The organism is Archangium violaceum (assembly GCF_016859125.1).
GTDB lineage: Bacteria > Myxococcota > Myxococcia > Myxococcales > Myxococcaceae > Archangium > Archangium violaceum_A.
Genome location: NZ_CP069338.1, coordinates 6,274,630 through 6,293,096, shown reverse-complemented (window position 1 = coordinate 6,293,096; position 18,467 = coordinate 6,274,630). Strand labels below are relative to the sequence as shown.

Sequence of the window (18,467 nt, the reverse complement as noted above, 5' to 3'; positions counted from 1 at the left end):
ACGACGTGTCACTGCGGATCCACCAAGACCACTCGCGCTTCAAACAGATCGTCCGCGGGAAGATCAAATCCAACCTGCGCAAGTACGTGCAGAAGGGGGAGATGATCGGCAAGAAGGGGAAGGACACCATCGCCATCCCCATCCCGTTCATCGACATTCCCCACTTCAAGTACGGCCACAAGGAGCAGGGCGGAGTCGGACAGGGAGATGGAGAGGTGGGTCAGCAGCTCTCCCCGGGCGCCGTACAGCCCGGGGATGGGCACCAGGCCGGCCAGGGAGAGGGTGACCACTCCCTGGAGGTCGATGTCACCCTGGACGAGCTGGCTCAGATCCTCGGCGAGGAGCTCCAGCTCCCCAACATCGAGCGCCGGCACAACGAGAAGATCGTCACACAGCGGATCAAGTACACCGGCGTCAACACCACCGGTCCCGAGTCCCTGCGTCACTTCAAGCGCACCTACAAACAGGCGCTCAAGCGGCAGATCGCGATGGGGACGTACGACCCCGCGCGGCCCATCATCATCCCCACCCGCGAGGACCGTCGCTACCGCAGCTACAAGCTGCAGGAGCTGCCGGAGACCAACGCCGTCATCATCTACATGATGGACGTGTCGGGCTCGATGGGTGACGAGCAGAAGGAGATCGTCCGCATCGAGAGCTTCTGGCTCGATACGTGGTTGCGCCACCAGTACAAGGGCCTGGAGGCGCGCTACATCATCCATGACGCCGTGGCGCGCGAGGTGGACCGGGATACGTTCTTCCACACCCGCGAGTCCGGCGGCACGATGATCTCCAGCGCCTACAAGCTGTGCCGCGACATCATCAAGGCGGACTACCCGAAGAGCGCGTGGAACATCTATCCGTTCCACTTCTCGGACGGCGACAACTGGAGCGCGGACGACACGCGCCAGTGCATCGAGATGCTCCGCGAGGACATCCTCCCGAGCGTCAACCAGTTCGCCTACGGCCAGGTGGAGAGCCCCTATGGCAGCGGTCAGTTCATCAAGGATCTGCGCGAGGCCATCGGGGATTCCACCAACGTCGCCCTGAGCGAGATCGCCGACAAGGACGCCATCTACGCCTCCATCAAGGATTTCCTCGGCAAGGGTCGCTGAAGAGCGGCCTCACGCCACCCGGAGCTCGCGATGCCCAAGAGCCTCACCCCGCAGTTGAGCAGGCTGAAGGAGGAGATCGAGGGCTACGCCCGCGCCTTCGGTCTCGACTTCTTCGAGACCATCTTCGAGGTCGTCAGCTACGACGAGCTCAACATGGTGGCCTCCTATGGAGGCTTCCCCACGCGCTACCCGCACTGGCGCTGGGGCATGGAGTACGAGCAGCTGTCCAAGGGGTACGAGTACGGGCTCTCGAAGATCTACGAGCTCGTCATCAACAACGACCCCTGCTACGCGTACCTGCTGGAGAGCAACTCGGACGTGGATCAGAAGCTCGTGATGGCGCACGTGTACGGCCACTGCGACTTCTTCAAGAACAACTTCTCCTTCCGCCACACCAACCGCCGGATGATCGACGACATGGCGAACCACGCCACGCGCGTGCGCCGGTGGATCGACAAGATTGGCGTGGAGAAGGTGGAGGACTTCATCGACCGGACGCTGTCGCTGGAGAACCTCATCGACCAGCACGCCCCGCACATCCGCCGCAACCCGGACCCCAAGCGGGCCGAGGACGAGATGAAGTCCAACGAGCGGGTGGAGGGCTTCAAGGTGGACCGCGAGTACATGCGCGGCTTCATCAACCCCTCCGAGTTCCTCGACAGCCAGCGCAAGAAGGTGGAGGACGAGAAGCAGAAGGCCAAGAAGTTCCCCGAGCGTCCCCAGCGCGACGTGCTGCTCTTCCTGTTGGAGAACGCCCCGCTCGAGCCGTGGGAGTCGGACGTCCTCTCCATCATCCGCGACGAGGCGTATTACTTCGCGCCCCAGGGCCAGACGAAGATCATGAACGAGGGGTGGGCCAGCTACTGGCACTCCACCATCATGACGCGGCGGGCGCTGAAGGATGACGAGGTCATCGACTACGCGGACCGGCACTCGGGCACCATGGGGACCCGGCCCGGCGCGCTCAACCCGTACAAGCTGGGCATCGAGCTGTGGCGGGACATCGAAGAGCGCTGGAACAAGGGCCGCTTCGGCAAGGAGTGGGACGAGTGCGACGACCTGCGCGCGCGCCGCTCCTGGGACAAGAGGCTGGGCATGGGCCGCGAGAAGATCTTCGAGGTCCGCAAGCACTACAACGACATCACCTTCATCGACACGTTCCTCACGCCCGAGTTCGCCATCGAGCAGAAGCTGTTCGTCTACGGCTTCAACGAGAAGCGCAACTCGTGGGAGATCCTCGACCGTGAGTTCCGCAAGGTGAAGAACAAGCTGTTGCAGGGGCTCACCAACTTCGGGCAGCCGATCATCGAGGTGGTGGACGGCAACCACGAGAACCGGGGCGAGCTGCTGCTGGCGCACAAGCACGACGGGCAGGACCTGAAGCCGGACTACGCGCGCGAAACCCTGCGCAACCTGCAGTCGCTGTGGCGGCGTCCGACGTGCATCATCACGCGCTACGACAACAAGGGCGTGTTGCTGCGCTTCGACGGCCAGAACCACACGGAAAAGAAGATCGACCTCTAGGACCGGGATGCCCGCCCCGCCCCCCTCCCTCTCCCCCTGGGAGAGGGCCGGGGTGAGGGTATGTGGAGCCCTTCTCTTTTCCACCCTGTTGCAAAAACCCAGTTCGCATAAAACGACCAGAGCAGCCGGCCGGGCGAGCTCCCATCAACCCGCGGAAATCCCTGGCCGGAAGTTGGGCACAGGTCTGTAGCTCCACTAGACTGGGCGGGCCCCCATGAGACTCGCCAGCGCCTTCCTGTGCCTGGGCCTGCTGTTCGCCGCGCCCTTCGCCGAAGCCTCGATCCGTTACACCGTCAAGAACCGCCGCATCGAGCCGAACCAGCCGCTCGCGGTGGCGCTGCAGGAGGCGGGGCTGCCGCCGGAGCAGACGGCGGCGGTCATCTCCGCGCTCGAGGGCGTGTTCGACTTCCGCAAGTCGCGCGTGGGAGACCAGTTCCGCCTGGTCATCCGCGAGGGCGAGCTGGACTTCTTCGGCTACCGGCAGAGCGCGGTGGACGAGTGGCAGGTGCGCCGGGACGGCGACAAGTTCGTCGGCAGCAAGCGCGCCATCGAGGTGGAGAAGAAGGTGGCGTTGGTGTCGCTGGAGATCAACAACTCGCTCTACGAGGCGGCGCTGGCCGCGGGTGAGGATCCGCTCATCGGCATGGTGCTGGCGGACGTGTTCGCCTGGGACATCGACTTCTACCGGGACGTGCGCAAGGGAGACCGGGCGCGGGCGCTGGTGGAGAAGTTCGTCTCCAAGGGCCGCATCCTGCGCTACGGCGAGGTGCTGGCGGCCACGTACGAGGGCGAGTCGGTGGGCACCAAGCGCGTCTTCCGCTACGAGCTGCCGGATGGGAAGGCCAGCTTCTTCCAGGAGGACGGGGCGAGCGCGCGCAAGGCCTTCCTCAAGAGCCCGCTGAAGTACGCGCACGTCACCAGCGGCTTCGGCAGCCGCTTCCACCCGGTGCTCCGGTACGTGAAGGCGCACAACGGCGTGGACTACGCGGCGAGCATCGGCACGCCGGTGTGGGCCGTGGCCGATGGCACCGTCACCGTGGCGGGCAACACGGGCGCCGGCGGCAACACCGTCTGCCTGCGGCACACCAACGGCTTCGAGACGTGCTACCTGCACCTGTCGAAGTACGGCGCGGGCGTGCGCGTGGGCGCGCGGGTGAGCCAGAAGCAGGTCATCGCCTACTCGGGCAACACCGGCCGCAGCACCGGCCCCCACCTGCACTACGCCCTCAAGCGCGGTGGCCGCTACGTCAACCCGCTCAACCAGAACTTCCCTCGCACGGAGCCGCTGCCCAAGAACCTGATGGCGGACTTCCGCGCGAAGATCGCCCCCCTGGCCCAGCAGCTCGACGCCGTCTCCGTGGCCACCGCCGGGGTGGGGGCCCAGCAGTAACTCCTCCCGTTGCGCTCCACCCGACCTGGTATGTAGGGTCCCTCCTTACTTTCCCCTCGAATGTAAATGAGGAGAAGGCGGAGCGAAGCTCTGCGCGTTGGCCAACCTGTCTGATAGGATGGGAAATTCCCCCAATCCCCCACCCCCAAGACGACATGTCCGCCATCGCTGACTTCATCGACGTCGCGGAGGAGCTCCGCAAAGGGCTCGTCCGGCTCACTGAGGAATTGCAGCACGGACTCCCCGAACGCCTGGCGCGCTTCCCGAGAGACCCGCAGCAGCGTCAGGCGATGCAGGAGGAGCAGGCCGCGCTGCTCAAGAGGCGCCTGCCGGAGCTCACCGCCTGGCTCGACCGCCACTTCGCCCGGCTGACGGAGCTGGACTCCCACCTCACGGAGGAGGAGCGCGAGCGGGCGCTGGAGCACCACCGCTCGGCCGTCCAGCCCTTCTTCCTGCAGAGCCCCTTCGTGCGGCGCGCCGTGGACAAGCCCCTGGGCTACCCCGGGGACTACGTGACGGTGGAGATGATCTTCGGCACCGAGGATCAGGGCGTCTCCACCATGGCCCGGCTGCTCTCCCATTATGCGCTCCACGTGGGGCCTGCCCAGGCCCACCGCGCGCGTCCGCCCTGGGTGATGGGCCACCTGCGCCGGCATGAGCAGGAGCTGGGGCGCCCCCTGCGGGTGCTCTCCTTCGCATGCGGGCCCGAGCACGTGCTGCGTGAGTACACGGCCCTGGGTGGCACCGGCAGCTTCGTGCTGTGCGACTTCGATCCCGCTCCGCTCGACTATTGCCGCCGGCAATTCGAGAAGCTCGCGCGCATGCCTCGCGGCGGGGTGCCTCCACCCGAGCTCAACTTCGTCCAGCTCTCCACCTACCAGCTCATCCGCTACCGGGACTCCCTGGACAAGCTCCGCCTGCCGAGCGGCCCCCTGGACGTGGTGGTGGCGGCGGGCATCCTGGACTACCTCAAGGACAACGTCGTCACCCGGTTGCTGGACCTGATGGCGTCACTGCTCGCCCCTGGCGGATTGCTGCTGCTGACGAACCTCCATCAGCAGAACGACTGGCGCTCCTTCATGGAGTACGTGGGGGACTGGAGCGTGCACCACCGCACGCGCCAACAGTTCCAGACGCTCTGCGAGGGACCAGGAGAGCGGAGGATGCTCACACGAGAGCTCTCCGCCGACGCGACGGGCACCAACCTCTTCTGGGCCGGCCAGCGCCAGGGGTGAACGGCGCCCGGACGGGCCTCAGGACCACTCCAGCAGGTACTCCGCGTGGTTCACCGCGAGCGCCTTGCCCGTGGCCCTACCATTGCCGCACAGCACCACCAGGACCTCGGTGAGGGCCCCCTCGTGGAAGAACACGGGCTGCATGTCGTCGCGGAAGGTGATGAGCGCCCGCTTCTCCCCCAGGTCCCGGAACTCGCGCGTGCCGTAACTGACCAGGGTGGAGTAGACGGTGTGGACCGTGGAGAGGGCCCGCTTGGGCTCCCCTCCCCCAATGAGCCTCATCAACGTGTTGCCCACGTAGGACTTGAAGAAGCCCGTCACCGTGGAGGCCCCGCACGCCCGGAAGACGTCCTGGAGGTCCGGGTACTGCGGCTCCAGCACGTCCACGGCCGCGTAGAGCAACCGCAGGAAGTCCGCCGCCGGGTAGGAGAAGAAATCCACGGGCATCTTGCTGACCCGGAGCTGCTGCAGCATACGATCCATCCCCGCGCTGCCCACGCGCTGCTCCACGAGCCCGTACACCGACTTGAAGATGAAGCCGCGTACGGTGTCCTCGGGCCGGCAGATGGCAATCCGCTGAGCCAGATCGTTCTTGTCACTAGGCATGAAAGAACCTTCCGGGTTCCAGGCCGGGGGCAGAACCTGGATACATCCGCTTCCTACCAGACTCCTCGTCCGATCGGCGAAGTCTCTACACCCACGCTCCATCCTCGGAAGACGGGTCTCACTCCATCCAGGAATTCCAGACCACACCGCAAAACCGGAGCGCCCGCCCGCTGTGGGAGCACGCATCTTTTCTTTCGATGCGAGATGCCCCCAGCTCGGTCTACCCTTGCGGGCCCGCGCACGGCCGGAACAGAGGGCCGTGCACATCACGTCACCTGACTCATCGAACGCAGAGTTCCACGAATGTCCAACCTCGTTCCCGTCGCCAACCCGCCGCCCGCCTCCGCGTCCGACACGCACGACACGGGGCGTGAGCCCAACCGTACCGGGCTGGATCCGCACAACGTGCGCCGCGGCTTCCTCGAGCACGTGCGCTACTCGCGCGGGAAGAACCCGGAGACGGCCACCGCCCACGACCGCTTCATGGCCCTGGCGCTCGCCGTGAGAGACAGGCTCACCGACCGCTGGGTCCGCACGGCTCGCACCTACTACGAGCAGGACGTCAAGCGCGCCTATTACCTGTCCGCCGAGTACCTGCTGGGGCGTGCGCTAGGCAACAACCTCATCAACATCGGCATGTACGAGGCCGCCGAGCAGGCCATGCGCGAAGTGGGCGTGGACCTGGGCACGCTCGTGGAGATGGAGCCGGACGCGGGCCTGGGCAACGGCGGCCTGGGGCGTCTGGCCGCGTGCTTCCTCGACTCGCTGGCCACGCTGGGCTACCCCGGCATGGGCTACGGCATCCGCTACGAGTTCGGCATCTTCACGCAGGACATCGTCGACGGCTACCAGGTGGAGCGCGCCGACGAGTGGCTGAAGTTCGGCAACCCCTGGGAGATCGTCCGGCCGGAGAAGGCGGTGCCCGTGCGATTCTTCGGGCGCGTGGAGCACCACCAGGGCGCGGACGGCCGGCCCATGGCGCGCTGGGTGGGCGGCAAGACGGTCATCGGCGTGCCCTACGACACGCCCATCGCCGGCTACGGCAACAACACCGTCAACACCCTGCGGCTGTGGCAGGCGCGCGCCAGCGAGGAGTTCGACCTGCTGCTCTTCAACGCCGGTGACTACGAGCGCTCGGTGGTGGAGAAGAACGACTCGGAGGTCATCTCCAAGGTCCTCTACCCCAACGACGCCTTCCAGGCCGGCAAGGAGCTGCGCCTCAAGCAGCAGTACTTCTTCGTGGCCTGCTCCATCGCGGACATCGTCCGGCGCTACCTGAAGACCCATACGGACTTCCGCGACTTCCCCAACAAGGCGGCCATCCAGCTCAACGACACCCACCCGGCCATCGCCGTGGCCGAATTGATGCGCGTGTTCGTGGACGAGAAGCGCCTGCAGTGGGACGAGGCGTGGGCCATCACCCAGGCCACCTTCGGCTACACCAACCACACGCTGCTGGCCGAGGCCATGGAGAAGTGGCCCGCCACGCTCTTCGAGCGCCTGCTGCCGCGCCACCTGGAAATCATCTACGAAGTCAACCACCGCTTCCTGCGGCAGGTGCAGATCCGCTACCCGTTCGACAACGACCGGATGCGGCGGATGAGCCTGGTGGAGGAGGGCCCGGAGAAGAAGATCCGCATGGCGCACCTGGCGGTGGTGGGCAGCCACAGCGTCAACGGCGTGGCGGAGCTGCACACCAACCTGCTGCGGCGCGACGTGCTCCCGGACTTCGCGGAGATGGCCCCCGAGAAGTTCAACAACAAGACCAACGGCGTGACGCCCCGGCGGTGGCTCGCGTGGAGCAACCCGCGGCTCTCCAAGCTCATCACCAGCCGCATCGGCGAGGGCTGGGTGACGGATCTGGATCAGCTCCAGAAGCTGGCGCCGCACGCGGAGGATCCGGAGTTCCGCAAGGCCTTCGCCCAGGTGAAGCAGCAGAACAAGGAGGACCTCTCGCGCTACCTGAGGGACCTCTGCTGGGTGAACCTGGACCCGAACGCCATCTTCGACGTGCAGATCAAGCGCCTGCACGAGTACAAGCGCCAGCTGCTCAACGCGCTGCACATCGTGTCGCTGTGGATGAAGGCGCGGAGGGATCCGAGCACCATCATCGCCCCGCGCGTGTTCCTCTTCGGCGCGAAGGCGGCCCCGGGCTACCACCTGGCCAAGCTCATCATCCGGCTCGTCAACGGCATCGCCGAGGTGGTGAACAGCGACGCGGGCACCACGGGCCTGCAGGTGCTCTTCGTGCCCAACTACCGGGTGAGCCTCGCCGAGCGCATCATCCCCGCGACGGACGTGTCCGAGCAGATCTCCACCGCGGGCATGGAGGCCTCCGGCACGGGCAACATGAAGTTCATGATGAACGGCGCGCTCACGCTGGGCACGCTGGACGGCGCGAACGTGGAAATCCGCCAGGCGGTGGGTGACGACAACTTCTTCCTCTTCGGCCTCACGGCGGACGAGGTCATCGCCCGCAAGCGCGCCGGCTACCGGCCCCGCGAGGAGTACGAGCGCAACGTGGAGCTGCGCGAGGCGTTGGATCTCATCGCCTCGGGCTTCTTCTCGCCGGAGGACAAGAACCTCTTCAAGCCGCTGGTGGACAGCCTCCTGGAGGAGGACCGCTACCTGGTGCTGGCGGACTTCGCCTCGTACGCGGCGAAGCAGGAGGAGGTGGCGCGCACCTACAAGGACCAGGAGAAGTGGACGCGCATGGCCATCCTCAACGTGTCGCAGTCGGGCATCTTCTCCTCGGACCGCACCATCAAGCAGTACGCCGAGGAGATCTGGCGGGTGAAGCAGACGCCGGTGGGCACCTGAGCCCCTGACGTCCGGGTGCCCGCGGTGCGTGTCGCCGCGGGCGCCCTCCCCTCTTCCGCCGCTCACTGCCTCCTGCCTCCAAAACGAGGGCGCGCGACTCCGGAGGGGACCGGCGACTCAATCCACGTGGGTGCCAGGAAGGCCGAAGTGATGCCGGATGCGCTCGGCCTCGGAGACGAGTCCCCCCTCCTCCAGCTTGCCCAGGATGTAGCGCACGGCCGCGTCCATGTCGGCGAAGACGGCATTCGGCATGGGCAGGGGCTTGAGGTGGAAGATGAGGCTCAGCGACAGACGGATGGGCGGCGAGGTGATGATGGTGGCGCTGCCAAGCACCCGCTCACGCAGGGCGGCCTCGTGCTTGTGGATCCACGCCACCTGCATCTGGCGCTGTGTGGCCGTGAAGAGACCTGCATGACTCATGTCGGAGATGAAGGCGTACCGCTCCCCTCGCTCCACATAGGTGCTCGACCGAGCGAGGAGCTCGGCGAACTGCTTGTCCGGCAGCACGCCCGTGAGACGGAAGATGAGCAGCGGCCAGAGCGAATCGTCAAAGGTGAAGCTCGCGCTCATGCCGCCTCCCGCGCGGGCACTCCCCGGTGCGCTGGGGATGATTCTTCTAGAAACATATGGCGCCAATACCGTCCTTGCTCCATGGAGCAGTGCCTGCCCTCTCCTGGCCGAACGCCCACCCACCTGACAGCCGGGCCTTCGGCGAATCGCCCGAGGAGAAGAGGCCGCCCCGGTTGCCCGGAGCGGCCTCTCTCGAACCTCAGTCCCTCGAGTGATTACGGCGACTCGGCGGGGCTCGAGGCGTTCTGCGGATTGCGCGCCGCGCGAATCACGAAATCCGTCGCGTTGTCATCGCTGTCGTAGCCGTTTCCACGGTTGGCATCGCTGCCACCGGGCCCCATGGAATCGGAGGTGGAAGAACTGACCGCCTTGCGCTCGAGGCTGGCGCCCGCGATGGCGTTGTCGATGAGCGGCGCGGGGCTCCCCTCGGGCTGCAGACCCGCCGTCGAAGCAGTACCCCAGGCCAGCCGGTCGATCGTGCTCCCTAGCGAGTTGACGAGTTGCAGCGTCGCTCCGGAGTGAGACGTCTGCGCGGTGTACGTCGCGTCCGGTGCCACCGAACCGGTATACCCGAGTCCCGTCGAGCTATTCTTGTACGCAAACAGGAAGTAGCCCTTCGCCGGAATGGATGCACCCGAGAGAAGCGTAACCAGGGTGCTGAAGGTCGACGTAGTGGAAGCCGACTTGTACTGGAGCTTCCAACCGGAAATGTCCACTTCGGCATTGGTCGGGTTGTAGAGCTCGATGAACTCGTCATCGTGGGCGAGGGACCCATCCGAAGTGAGGTTCTTCGAGGCGAACTCGCTGATGACCACGTGGTTGGCCACGGTCACCGGAGGATCGATGATCGTCACGGTGCCGAAGACGCCGGTGGCCGGATCCGCGATGCCGTTCTGATCGCAGTACACGTAGGGCGAGGACTCCCCGGTGAACGGGTCCTTGAAGAAGTACCGGAAGCCGTAGCGGTACGAGCCAGGGGTGGGGATGCTCAGCAGGCCCATCATTTCGTCGTTGTTGCTGACCGGGGGCGCGTAGCCTCCGTTGAACGAGATCGGTGCCCAGGTCCAGGTCTCCGCGGAGCTCATGCCCGAGCCGTAGCCCAGCTCGGCGAACACGTGCGGGTAGCCGTCATTGCCGGCCGTGTTGCGATCGGTCACGCTCGGCTCGTAGAACTGGCTGTAGATCTCCGTCGACGTGCCGGCGATGGTATCCGGGAGCGTCTTCGGGCTCTGGATGTTGCACCAATCCACGGGCGGGGTGACCGTCATGCCGCACGCGGAGTTGGCGGCATTGGGCGTGCCGTAGTCCCCACCCGAAAGCTGCACGTCCGCGTCACACCAGTACCAGGGATTGCCGTTGGCCCGGGTCCCCACCACGAGCGAGGAGAGGCTCATCGCCCTGCCCTCCGTCTGCCAGAAGAGCGGCGAGTACGTGAACTCCTCCACCGACGTGGCCCCGTTGGCGATCTTGAACTGCCCCGAGCCCTCCAGGGCGATGGAGCCGTCGTACTGATAGTTGGCGGAGACCCCGCCGTTGGTGGCGATGTCCTTGTTCTGCGCCAGGACGAAGGTGCCCTTGCGGTCGATCACCACCGGGGTGCTGCCAGAGCCCACCGGGAAGGTGGTCGTGGCGCCAGAGCCGCTCTTGTAGGTGATCAGCAGGCCATTGAGGTTGAGCAGATCGTTGGTGTTGTTGGTCAGCTCGAAGTACTCGGAGGTACCGGTCGACGGCGAGTGCATGACCTCGGAGATGCTCAGCTGATTGGCCGTGGGCTTCGCCGCCGTGTCGCAAGCCGCGTCGAAGCACACGGCGTCGGTGCCCGTGCAGACAGTGGTCGTCTGCGACTCCTCGCAGGTGGCGGTGTTGTCCACGTCGACGCAGCTCTGCTGGAAGGAGATCAGCGAGACGCCATCTTCCGCACACGTGGGCGCGCGCGGCGGGCAGACGAAGCCGGCGCACGGGTCCACATTCGTGCTCGTGCTCACGGTGGCGAAGCGCGTGTTGTTGGCGCTGTCATGCACCCTCAGCGCGAAGTAGTAGAGGGTGTTGGGGCTGAGATCGATGACGGTGACCGACTCGGCCGTTCCCGGCGCCTGGGGCGAACCCACGTCCACCGGCACGGCGGAGTCGAACGACGCGGCATCGATGGGGCTCGTCGAGTAGCGCAGGTCGTAGAGGGAGGCGGTCCCGAGCAGGTCGTCATCACCCACGGCGGTCCAGCCCAGCTCCACCTGGATGCTCGTCTTGCCCAGCACGGAGAGCGTCACGGCGCCCGGCGCGACGTCGTCCACGAGGGTGAAGGGCTCGCTGGAAACGGGAGCGAACCCGGGGGCCGAGGCCGTCAGCACGTAGCCCGAGTTCTCCTGGGCGATGGACAGGCCCGAGAAGGTGGCCACGCCGTCCACCGGCAACACGGAGACTCCCCCCTCCAACGTCCCGCCCTTGTCGACGGAGAGCGTCACCGCGGGCTCACCCACGGGCACCACGTTTCCGGCGGCGTCTCTCAGCACCACCTGCACGCCGAAGAGCGCGCGGACGCGGCTGTCGCCAGGCTGCTTGGAGAAGAAGAGCTGCGTGGCCCCACCCGGCACCACGGAGAGCTCCACCGAGGCGGAGAGGGCCGCATCCGCCGTGTCCTTCACCGTCACCACGCGGCTGCCCGCCTGGTTCAGCGTGACGTCGAAGGTGTGGCGGCCGAGATCGGCCGCGGTGAACGTGTAGTCCGCCGGCAACGTGGCCGAGGCGTCATCCGACGAGAAGTGCACGGTGCCGAAGTAGCCGGCCGCATCGTTCCCGAAGGCATCCCGCGCGGAGACCTCGAGACTCACCGGGCTGCCCACCACCACGGGCCCCACCGGGGCAGTCAGTGACAGGGTGGCGGCGGCCGCGGGAGCCACGTCGAAGGACGGGCTCGTCGCACCCGCCAGCCCGTCGGCGCTCGCCACCAGCGTGTAGCCCTGTCCGGCCTTCTCGAGCACCAGATCGGAGAAGCTCGCCACGCCATTCACCGCCGTCACCGTCACCGTCCCCTTCAGGGTGGCCGACGCCGGACCGGAGCCGAGCGCTACCGTCACGGTGTTGCTGGCACTCGTCACCGTCTCGCCGTCCGCGTTCTGGATGGCGACCGAGAACACGCCCAGCGCCGTGCCGGCCGTGCCGGACGACGGCGCCGAGGAGAAGGCCAGCCTGGAGGCCGGCGAGACGACGGACCCGACGAACTCGATGGTGGGCCGGGACGACAGCGTCACCGGGCCGCCCTCGGCTTCCACCGACACCGTCACCGTCTTCGTCTCCGCGACGGTGGAGCGCAGCGTCGCGATCGCCACGCCCTGGTCATTGGTGGAGCCCGAGGGCTGGGTCAGCGTGTTGCCCGTACCGGAGACCGTCACCTTCAACGTGCGGCCCGGCAGCGGCGTGCCGTCCTCCTTGCGCACCGTCACCTTGATATCGACGGAGTCCTCGCCGTTGGCCTGGACCCCTTGTGCCCTGCTCACTTCCACGGACGAGCGGTCCGCATCCGGCATCTCACGCGTGACCGGCGGAGTGGGATCTCCACCACAACTCGATCCGCACCCGACGGACAGACCGAGCAACAACACGCTCCACGCGACCAGTCGCGCGAACGTGGGGGGGCCATGACTCATGGACATCTCCAGGCTGAGGAAGGACAGCACCCGCTAGCGGGACGCTCGGCGGGTACGGAGTGACTTCTATCAGACACCATGTCCCTGAAAAAACTCAGTGCCAGGAGACGAGCCCGTCACCCTGTTGCCGCAAGGGCGTCACATGCCCATGGCCTGGAGCATCAGGCCGGAGCCGAGCAGCGACTGGCCACCGTCACACACCATGATGGAGCCGGTGATGTATGAGGCCGCATCCGACGCCAGGAAAAGCGCGAGTTGCGAGATGTCCTGCTTCGTACCGAAGCGTTGCAGGGGCAGGGCCCGGGTGAGCTTCTGGCGGGTGTCGTCGCCCGGGGCGAGCCGGCGCATGCCCTCGGTGTCGTCGATGGGGCCGGGGGTGATGGAGTTGACGCGCACGCCCACCCCACCCCACTCGATGGCGAGGGTGCGGGTAATCATGTCCACACCAGCCTTGGCGGCGCAGACGTGGGCCTGCATGGCCATGGGCAGGTAGGCCTGGGGCGCGGAGATGTTGAGCACGCTGGCGCCCGGCTTGCGCAGGTGCTCGAAGGCGGCGCGGCAGGCGTTGAAGGTGCCGAGCACGTCGATCTCCAGCACGGACTTGAATCCATTGGAGGACATGCCCAGGGCGGGAGCGGGGAAGTTGCCCGCCGCGCCGCACACGAGGATGTCGAGCTCCCCATAGGCATCACGCGCCGATTGGATGGCCTTCTCCACGGACTCGTAGTTGCGCACGTCCGCGGGCACGCCCATGGCGGTGCCATGCGCCTGGAGGCCCTTCACGGCCGCCTCCAGCTTCTCCACGTTGCGGCCGTTGATGACGACCTTGGCGCCCGCCTTCACGAAGGCCTCGGCGATACCGAGGTTGATGCCACTGCTGCCGCCGGTGATGAAGGCCACCTTGCCCGCCAGCAGATCATCTCGAAATACACCCTGTGCCATGTGACTCATCTCCCCTGGAAGCGCGGAGGCCGCCGCTCGGCGTATGCCGCGAAGGCCTCGGCGAGGTCATGTGACTGAAGGAAGGCGGAGTTCCACACCGCCACGTAGCGCAGGCCGTCCGCCACGGACTTGTCCGCGCAATACTCCATTACCTGCTTGGCCCCCTGCACCACGAGCGGAGGGTTGTCGGCGATCTTCCGTGCGGTGGCGCGCGCCGCGGCCAGCAACTCCTCGGGGGTGGCGAAGACCTGGTTCACCAGTCCCATCTGGAGGGCGCGGTCCGCGTCGATGTCGCCACCGGTATAGGCGAGCTCGCGCGTGTGCCCCTCGCCGATGATGCGCGGCAGCCGCTGCAGCGCGCCGAGGTCCGCGGTGATGCCCACGCGTACCTCGCGCAGGGAGAACTTCGCCTCGCGCGAGCAGTAGCGGAAGTCGCACGCGGCGATGAGATCGATACCGCCACCGATGCACCAGCCGTGCACCGCCGCCAGCACCGGCTTGCGGCAGCGGGCGAGCCCCTCGGTGGAGGCCTGCATGGTGTCGATGAGTTGGAGCAGCTTCGTGCGCTCGAGCGCGAGGTTGCCCTCGCCCGTGAGCAGCGGCCCGAGCGTCTCCATCATGGCCATCAAGTCGAGGCCGTAGGTGAAGTGGGAGCCGTCGCCGCGCAGGAGGACGACGCGCACCGAGTCATCCGCGTCGAGCTTCCGGAGCGCCTCGGGCATCTCGCGCCAGAAGTCCGGCCCGAGCGCGTTGCCCTTGCCGGGACCGGTGAGCACCACCTCGGCGATGCCGTCCGCCTGTTCGATGCGCAGTGACTGATATGCCGCCGTCATTCAAGGCCCTCCCTCGTGGAGGAGGGCCACTTGAGCAGAACGCCCGGGCAGCGTCCACGCCCGCGCTCAGCCGAATTCGACCACCTTCATGCCGAAGAGCCGCTCCACGGATTGGATGAGCTCGTCGCTCACCTGCACCTTGATGGAGGTGTTGCCGATGAGCGCCTCCGCCTCGTTGGCGAACAGCAGGCTCACGGCCACCGGAGTCGCGCCCGCGTACTGCTTCGCGATCTCCGCCAGCTTCGCCATGCGCTCCTCCGTCGCGAGGTCCACCGGCAGCCGCAGCTCCAGCCGCTTGGTGCGCTTCTCCCGCACGGCCTTGAGGCTCTGGATGTCCTCGACGATGAGCTCCGCCACCGGCGTGTCCTCGTCGCGCTGGTTGAGCTGCACCGTGCCCGTCACGAGGATGGGATCATCGCTCTTGAGCAGCGGCTCCCAGTGCTCGAAGCCGGGCTTGGGCCCCTGCTTCGTCCACTTGCCGTCCTTGCCCATCACGTTGCGCGTGCCGTCCTTGCCCGGGAAGCACACCAGCTCGATGGAGCCGGACAGGTCCTCCAGCGTCACCCACGCCATGCGCTTGCCCGTCTTGGTGGGCCGCTCGCGCAGCGCCGCGACGATGCCCGCGATGGTGAGCTTCTCGTCCTTGCGCGCGCGCTGCACCGCGGTGATGGGCCGCGCGTAGCGCTTGAGCTCCTTGTCGTACTGGTACAGCGGGTGGCCCGACACGTAGAAGCCGATGGCCTCCTTCTCCAGCGCCAGGCGCTCCTTCTCCGACCACTCCTCCACCTGGACGTAGTCGTCCTTCATCCCGCCGCCGCCGCCCGAGGAACCACCGCCCAGCATCCCGAAGAGCGAACTCTGCCCCGCGGCCTTGTCCTTCTGGCTGCTGGAGCCGCGGCTCATCGCGCGCTCGATGCTCTCGAAGAGCTGCCGCCGCGGGCGATTCTCGAAGTCGAAGGCGCCCGCCTTCACCAATTGCTCCAACACCTTGCGGTTCACCTTCCGCGAGTCCACGCGCTCGCAGAAGTCGAACAGGCTCTTGAAGGGGCCCTCCTTGCGCGCCTCGACGATGGCCTCGATGGCCCCCTCGCCCACGCCCTTGATGGCGCCCAGGCCGAAGCGGATCTTCCCCTCCACCGCGCCGAAGGCCATGTCCGACTGGTTCACGTCCGGCGGCAGCACCTGCACGCCCGACTGCCGGGCCTCGCCGATGTGCAGCACCACCTTGTCGGTGTTTTCCTTCTCGCTCGTGAGAAGGGCCGCCATGAACTCCACGCGGTAGTGCGCCTTGAGCCAGGCCGTGTGGAGCGTGACGAGGCCGTAGGCCGCCGAGTGGCTCTTGTTGAAGCCGTACTCGGCGAACTTCTCCATGAGGTCGAAGATCTCGCCGGCCACCTTCAGGTCGACGTTGTTGTTCTTGCACCCCTCGAGGAAGCCGGCCCGCTCGGCCTGCATGACCTCGGCCTTCTTCTTGCCCATGGCGCGGCGCAGCAGGTCCGCGCGGCCCAGGGTGTAGCCTCCCAGCACCTGGGAGATCTGCATCACCTGTTCCTGGTAGACGATGACGCCGTAGGTGTCCTTGAGGACGGGCTCCAGCAGGGGGTGCGGGTACACCACCGGCTCGCGGCCGTGCTTGCGGTTGATGAAGACGTCCACCATGCCCGAGTCGAGCGGACCCGGGCGGTAGAGCGCGCCGGCGGCGATGACGTCTTCGAAGCAGGACGGCTTGAGCTTCATCACCATTTCGGTGAAGCCGCTGGACTCCATCTGGAAGACGCCGGCGGTGTCGCCGTCCGCCATCAGCTTCCACACCTCCGGGTCATCCAGCGGGATGTCCTCGCGCTGGATGGGCTTGCCGTCCGGTGGGTTGCGGTTGATGAGGTTGAGCGCGTTCTGGATGACGGTGAGCGTCTTGAGGCCGAGGAAGTCGAACTTCACCAGGCCCGCCGCCTCCACCTCGTCCTTGGCGAACTGGGTGATGAGGGTGTCCTGGCCCGGAGGCTGGTAGGTGGGCACGAACTCCCACAGCGGCTTGTCGGCGATGACGACGCCGGCCGCGTGCATGCCGGGCTGGCGGTGCAGGCCCTCCAGCGCGAGCGCGATCTCCAGCACGTCCTTGGTGGTGACGTCCTTGCCCTCCACCTGCCCGATGGCGGTGGGCTTCTCCATCATCTCCTTGAGGCGCGGCTCCTGCTCGATGGCGTCCTTGAGCGTGATGCCGAGCACCTCGGGCACCAGCTTGGCGATGCGGTCCCCCTCACTGAAGGGCAGCGCGAAGACGCGGCACACGTCGCGCAGCACGCTCTTGGCCTTGAGCGAGCCGAAGGTGATGATCTGCCCGACGTTGTTCTCCCCGTACTTGCGGCCCACGTACTTGATGACCTCGTCGCGCCGGTCCTGGCAGAAGTCGACGTCGAAGTCGGGCATCGACACGCGCTCGGGGTTGAGGAAGCGCTCGAAGAGGAGGTTGTACGGGAGCGGATCCAGGTCGGTGATGCGCAGGCAGTAGGCCACGAGCGAACCGGCGCCCGAGCCACGGCCCGGTCCCACCGGAATCCCGTTCTGCTTGGCCCAGTTGATGAAGTCCTGGACGATGAGGAAGTAGCCGCTGAACCCCATCTTCTGGATGACGCCGATCTCCAGCTCCAGACGGGCCTTGTAGGGCTCGCGGTCCACGGGCGGCTGGCCGGCGCGGAAGCGCGCCAGGTCGATCTCCTTGAAGCGCTCCTCCAGGTTCTTGCGCGCCAGCTCCGCCATGAAGCTGTCCGGCGTGTGGCTGTCGGGCACCTGGAAGGTGGGCAGCATGGGCTTGCCCAGCTTCAGCTCCAGGTTGATCTGCTCGACGATGCGCTGGGTGTTGTGGACGGCCTCGGGCGTGTCCTTGAAGTACTCCAGCATCTCCTGGGGACTGGTGACGTAGAGCTTGTCCGTGGAGTGCTTCATGCGCTTGCCGTCGGCGAGCGTCTTGCCGCTGGCGATGCACATGAGGAGCTCGTGGGCGCGCGCGTCCTCGCGCTTGATGTAGTGCGCGTCCGCGGTGGCGCACAGCGGGATGGCCAGGTCCCGGCTGAGCTGCTTGAGGTTCTCGTTGGCCTTCTCCTGCTCGGGCATCCCGTTGGACTGCACCTCGAGGAAGAAGTGCTCGGGCTCGAAGATGTTCTTGTACTCGAGCGCCGCCTTGCGGGCGTGGTCCATGTCCCCGCGGAAGGCCGCGCCCGTCACCTCGCCACCCAGGCAGGCGGTGAGCGCGAAGAGCCCCTTGCTGTGGTCCTTCAGGAGCTCCTTGTCGATGCGCGGGTGGTAGTAGAAGCCCTCACGGTAGGCCATGGACGAGAGGTACTTGAGGTTGTCGTACCCCTCCTTGTTCTTGGCCAGCAGGATGAGGTGGTGGCCCACCTTCTCGGTGCGATCCTTGCGGCCCTTGGGACCGGCGACGTAGGTCTCCATGCCGATGATCGGCTTGATGCCCGCGTCCTTGGCCTTCTTGTAGAAGTCGATGGTGGCGAACATGTTGCCGTGATCGGTCACGGCCACGCTCGTCATCCCCTTCTCCTTCACCGTCTTGATGAGGTCCTTCATCCGGATCGCGCCGTCGAGGAGCGAGTACAGGGAGTGCAGGTGGAGATGGGTAAAAGACATGGCTGGAAGGTAGTCAGGAAGGGGGTCTACAGCATCACATTTGTTCAGCGAGACGCCGCTCGCCAGTTTCCGGCCGGACGGCGTGTCCGGGGCCAGAAAGTCGGCCCCGGCGCCTTGTGCCACGGCCTCCACGGGCCGTGAAGGAGCCA

The 18,467-nt window shown here is 66.5% G+C and carries 11 protein-coding genes; 5 read left to right on the top strand and 6 right to left on the bottom strand.

What is annotated here, in order from left to right; all coding sequences use genetic code 11:
* Positions 1–5 precede the first annotated feature (5 nt).
* From JQX13_RS26930 to JQX13_RS26915, 4 genes are all read left to right on the top strand, one after another.
* The gene (locus JQX13_RS26930; RefSeq protein ID WP_203411769.1) at positions 6–1,115 is read left to right on the top strand and encodes a DUF444 family protein; all 1,110 of its coding nucleotides are present in this window, start codon (positions 6–8) and stop codon (positions 1,113–1,115) included.
* Positions 1,116–1,145: 30 nt separating this feature from the next.
* Complete coding sequence (locus JQX13_RS26925; RefSeq protein ID WP_203411768.1) at positions 1,146–2,639, top strand: SpoVR family protein; 1,494 nt, start codon at positions 1,146–1,148, stop codon at positions 2,637–2,639.
* Between the two features lie 214 nt (positions 2,640–2,853).
* A complete protein-coding gene (locus tag JQX13_RS26920; RefSeq protein WP_203411767.1) occupies positions 2,854–4,029 on the top strand; it encodes a peptidoglycan DD-metalloendopeptidase family protein in 1,176 nt (391 codons plus the stop codon).
* Between the two features lie 155 nt (positions 4,030–4,184).
* Positions 4,185–5,264, top strand: coding sequence for a class I SAM-dependent methyltransferase (locus JQX13_RS26915; RefSeq protein WP_203411766.1), 1,080 nt, complete (start codon positions 4,185–4,187; stop codon positions 5,262–5,264).
* An 18-nt stretch (positions 5,265–5,282) separates the two neighbouring features.
* Here JQX13_RS26915 and JQX13_RS26910 read toward each other — a convergent pair whose 3' ends face one another.
* A complete protein-coding gene (locus JQX13_RS26910; RefSeq protein WP_203411765.1) occupies positions 5,283–5,870 on the bottom strand; it encodes a TIGR02265 family protein in 588 nt (195 codons plus the stop codon).
* 303 nt (positions 5,871–6,173) lie between these two features.
* Between JQX13_RS26910 and JQX13_RS26905 the strand changes: the two genes are divergently transcribed.
* On the top strand, positions 6,174–8,690 hold the full coding sequence (locus JQX13_RS26905) for a glycogen/starch/alpha-glucan phosphorylase (protein WP_203411764.1): 2,517 nt from the start codon (positions 6,174–6,176) through the stop codon (positions 8,688–8,690).
* 117 nt (positions 8,691–8,807) lie between these two features.
* Here the strand turns inward: JQX13_RS26905 and JQX13_RS26900 are convergent, their stop codons facing one another.
* From JQX13_RS26900 to dnaE, 5 genes are all read right to left on the bottom strand, one after another.
* Complete coding sequence (locus tag JQX13_RS26900; protein WP_203411763.1) at positions 8,808–9,260, bottom strand: hypothetical protein; 453 nt, start codon at positions 9,258–9,260, stop codon at positions 8,808–8,810.
* Positions 9,261–9,475: 215 nt separating this feature from the next.
* Positions 9,476–12,904 (bottom strand): lamin tail domain-containing protein, encoded by a 3,429-nt coding sequence (locus tag JQX13_RS26895; protein ID WP_203411762.1) that lies wholly within the window; start codon positions 12,902–12,904, stop codon positions 9,476–9,478.
* 138 nt (positions 12,905–13,042) lie between these two features.
* Positions 13,043–13,846, bottom strand: coding sequence for an SDR family oxidoreductase (locus tag JQX13_RS26890; RefSeq protein WP_203411761.1), 804 nt, complete (start codon positions 13,844–13,846; stop codon positions 13,043–13,045).
* Positions 13,847–13,851: 5 nt separating this feature from the next.
* Positions 13,852–14,679, bottom strand: coding sequence for a crotonase/enoyl-CoA hydratase family protein (locus JQX13_RS26885; protein WP_203411760.1), 828 nt, complete (start codon positions 14,677–14,679; stop codon positions 13,852–13,854).
* 66 nt (positions 14,680–14,745) lie between these two features.
* Positions 14,746–18,318, bottom strand: a complete 3,573-nt coding sequence (gene dnaE, locus JQX13_RS26880; RefSeq protein ID WP_203411759.1) for a DNA polymerase III subunit alpha — start codon at positions 18,316–18,318, stop codon at positions 14,746–14,748.
* Positions 18,319–18,467: the final 149 nt, after the last annotated feature.

What these genes read in the sequence shown, in the direction of transcription:
- JQX13_RS26905 (WP_203411764.1), top strand. Translation starts at nt 6,174, where the DNA reads ATGTCCAACCTCGTTCCCGTCGCCAACCCGCCGCCCGCCTCCGCGTCC.
- JQX13_RS26915 (WP_203411766.1), top strand. Translation starts at nt 4,185, where the DNA reads ATGTCCGCCATCGCTGACTTCATCGACGTCGCGGAGGAGCTCCGCAAA.
- dnaE (WP_203411759.1), bottom strand. Translation starts at nt 18,318, where the DNA reads ATGTCTTTTACCCATCTCCACCTGCACTCCCTGTACTCGCTCCTCGAC.
- JQX13_RS26895 (WP_203411762.1), bottom strand. Translation starts at nt 12,904, where the DNA reads ATGAGTCATGGCCCCCCCACGTTCGCGCGACTGGTCGCGTGGAGCGTG.
- JQX13_RS26900 (WP_203411763.1), bottom strand. Translation starts at nt 9,260, where the DNA reads ATGAGCGCGAGCTTCACCTTTGACGATTCGCTCTGGCCGCTGCTCATC.
- JQX13_RS26890 (WP_203411761.1), bottom strand. Translation starts at nt 13,846, where the DNA reads ATGGCACAGGGTGTATTTCGAGATGATCTGCTGGCGGGCAAGGTGGCC.
- JQX13_RS26885 (WP_203411760.1), bottom strand. Translation starts at nt 14,679, where the DNA reads ATGACGGCGGCATATCAGTCACTGCGCATCGAACAGGCGGACGGCATC.
- JQX13_RS26910 (WP_203411765.1), bottom strand. Translation starts at nt 5,870, where the DNA reads ATGCCTAGTGACAAGAACGATCTGGCTCAGCGGATTGCCATCTGCCGG.
- JQX13_RS26925 (WP_203411768.1), top strand. Translation starts at nt 1,146, where the DNA reads ATGCCCAAGAGCCTCACCCCGCAGTTGAGCAGGCTGAAGGAGGAGATC.
- JQX13_RS26920 (WP_203411767.1), top strand. Translation starts at nt 2,854, where the DNA reads ATGAGACTCGCCAGCGCCTTCCTGTGCCTGGGCCTGCTGTTCGCCGCG.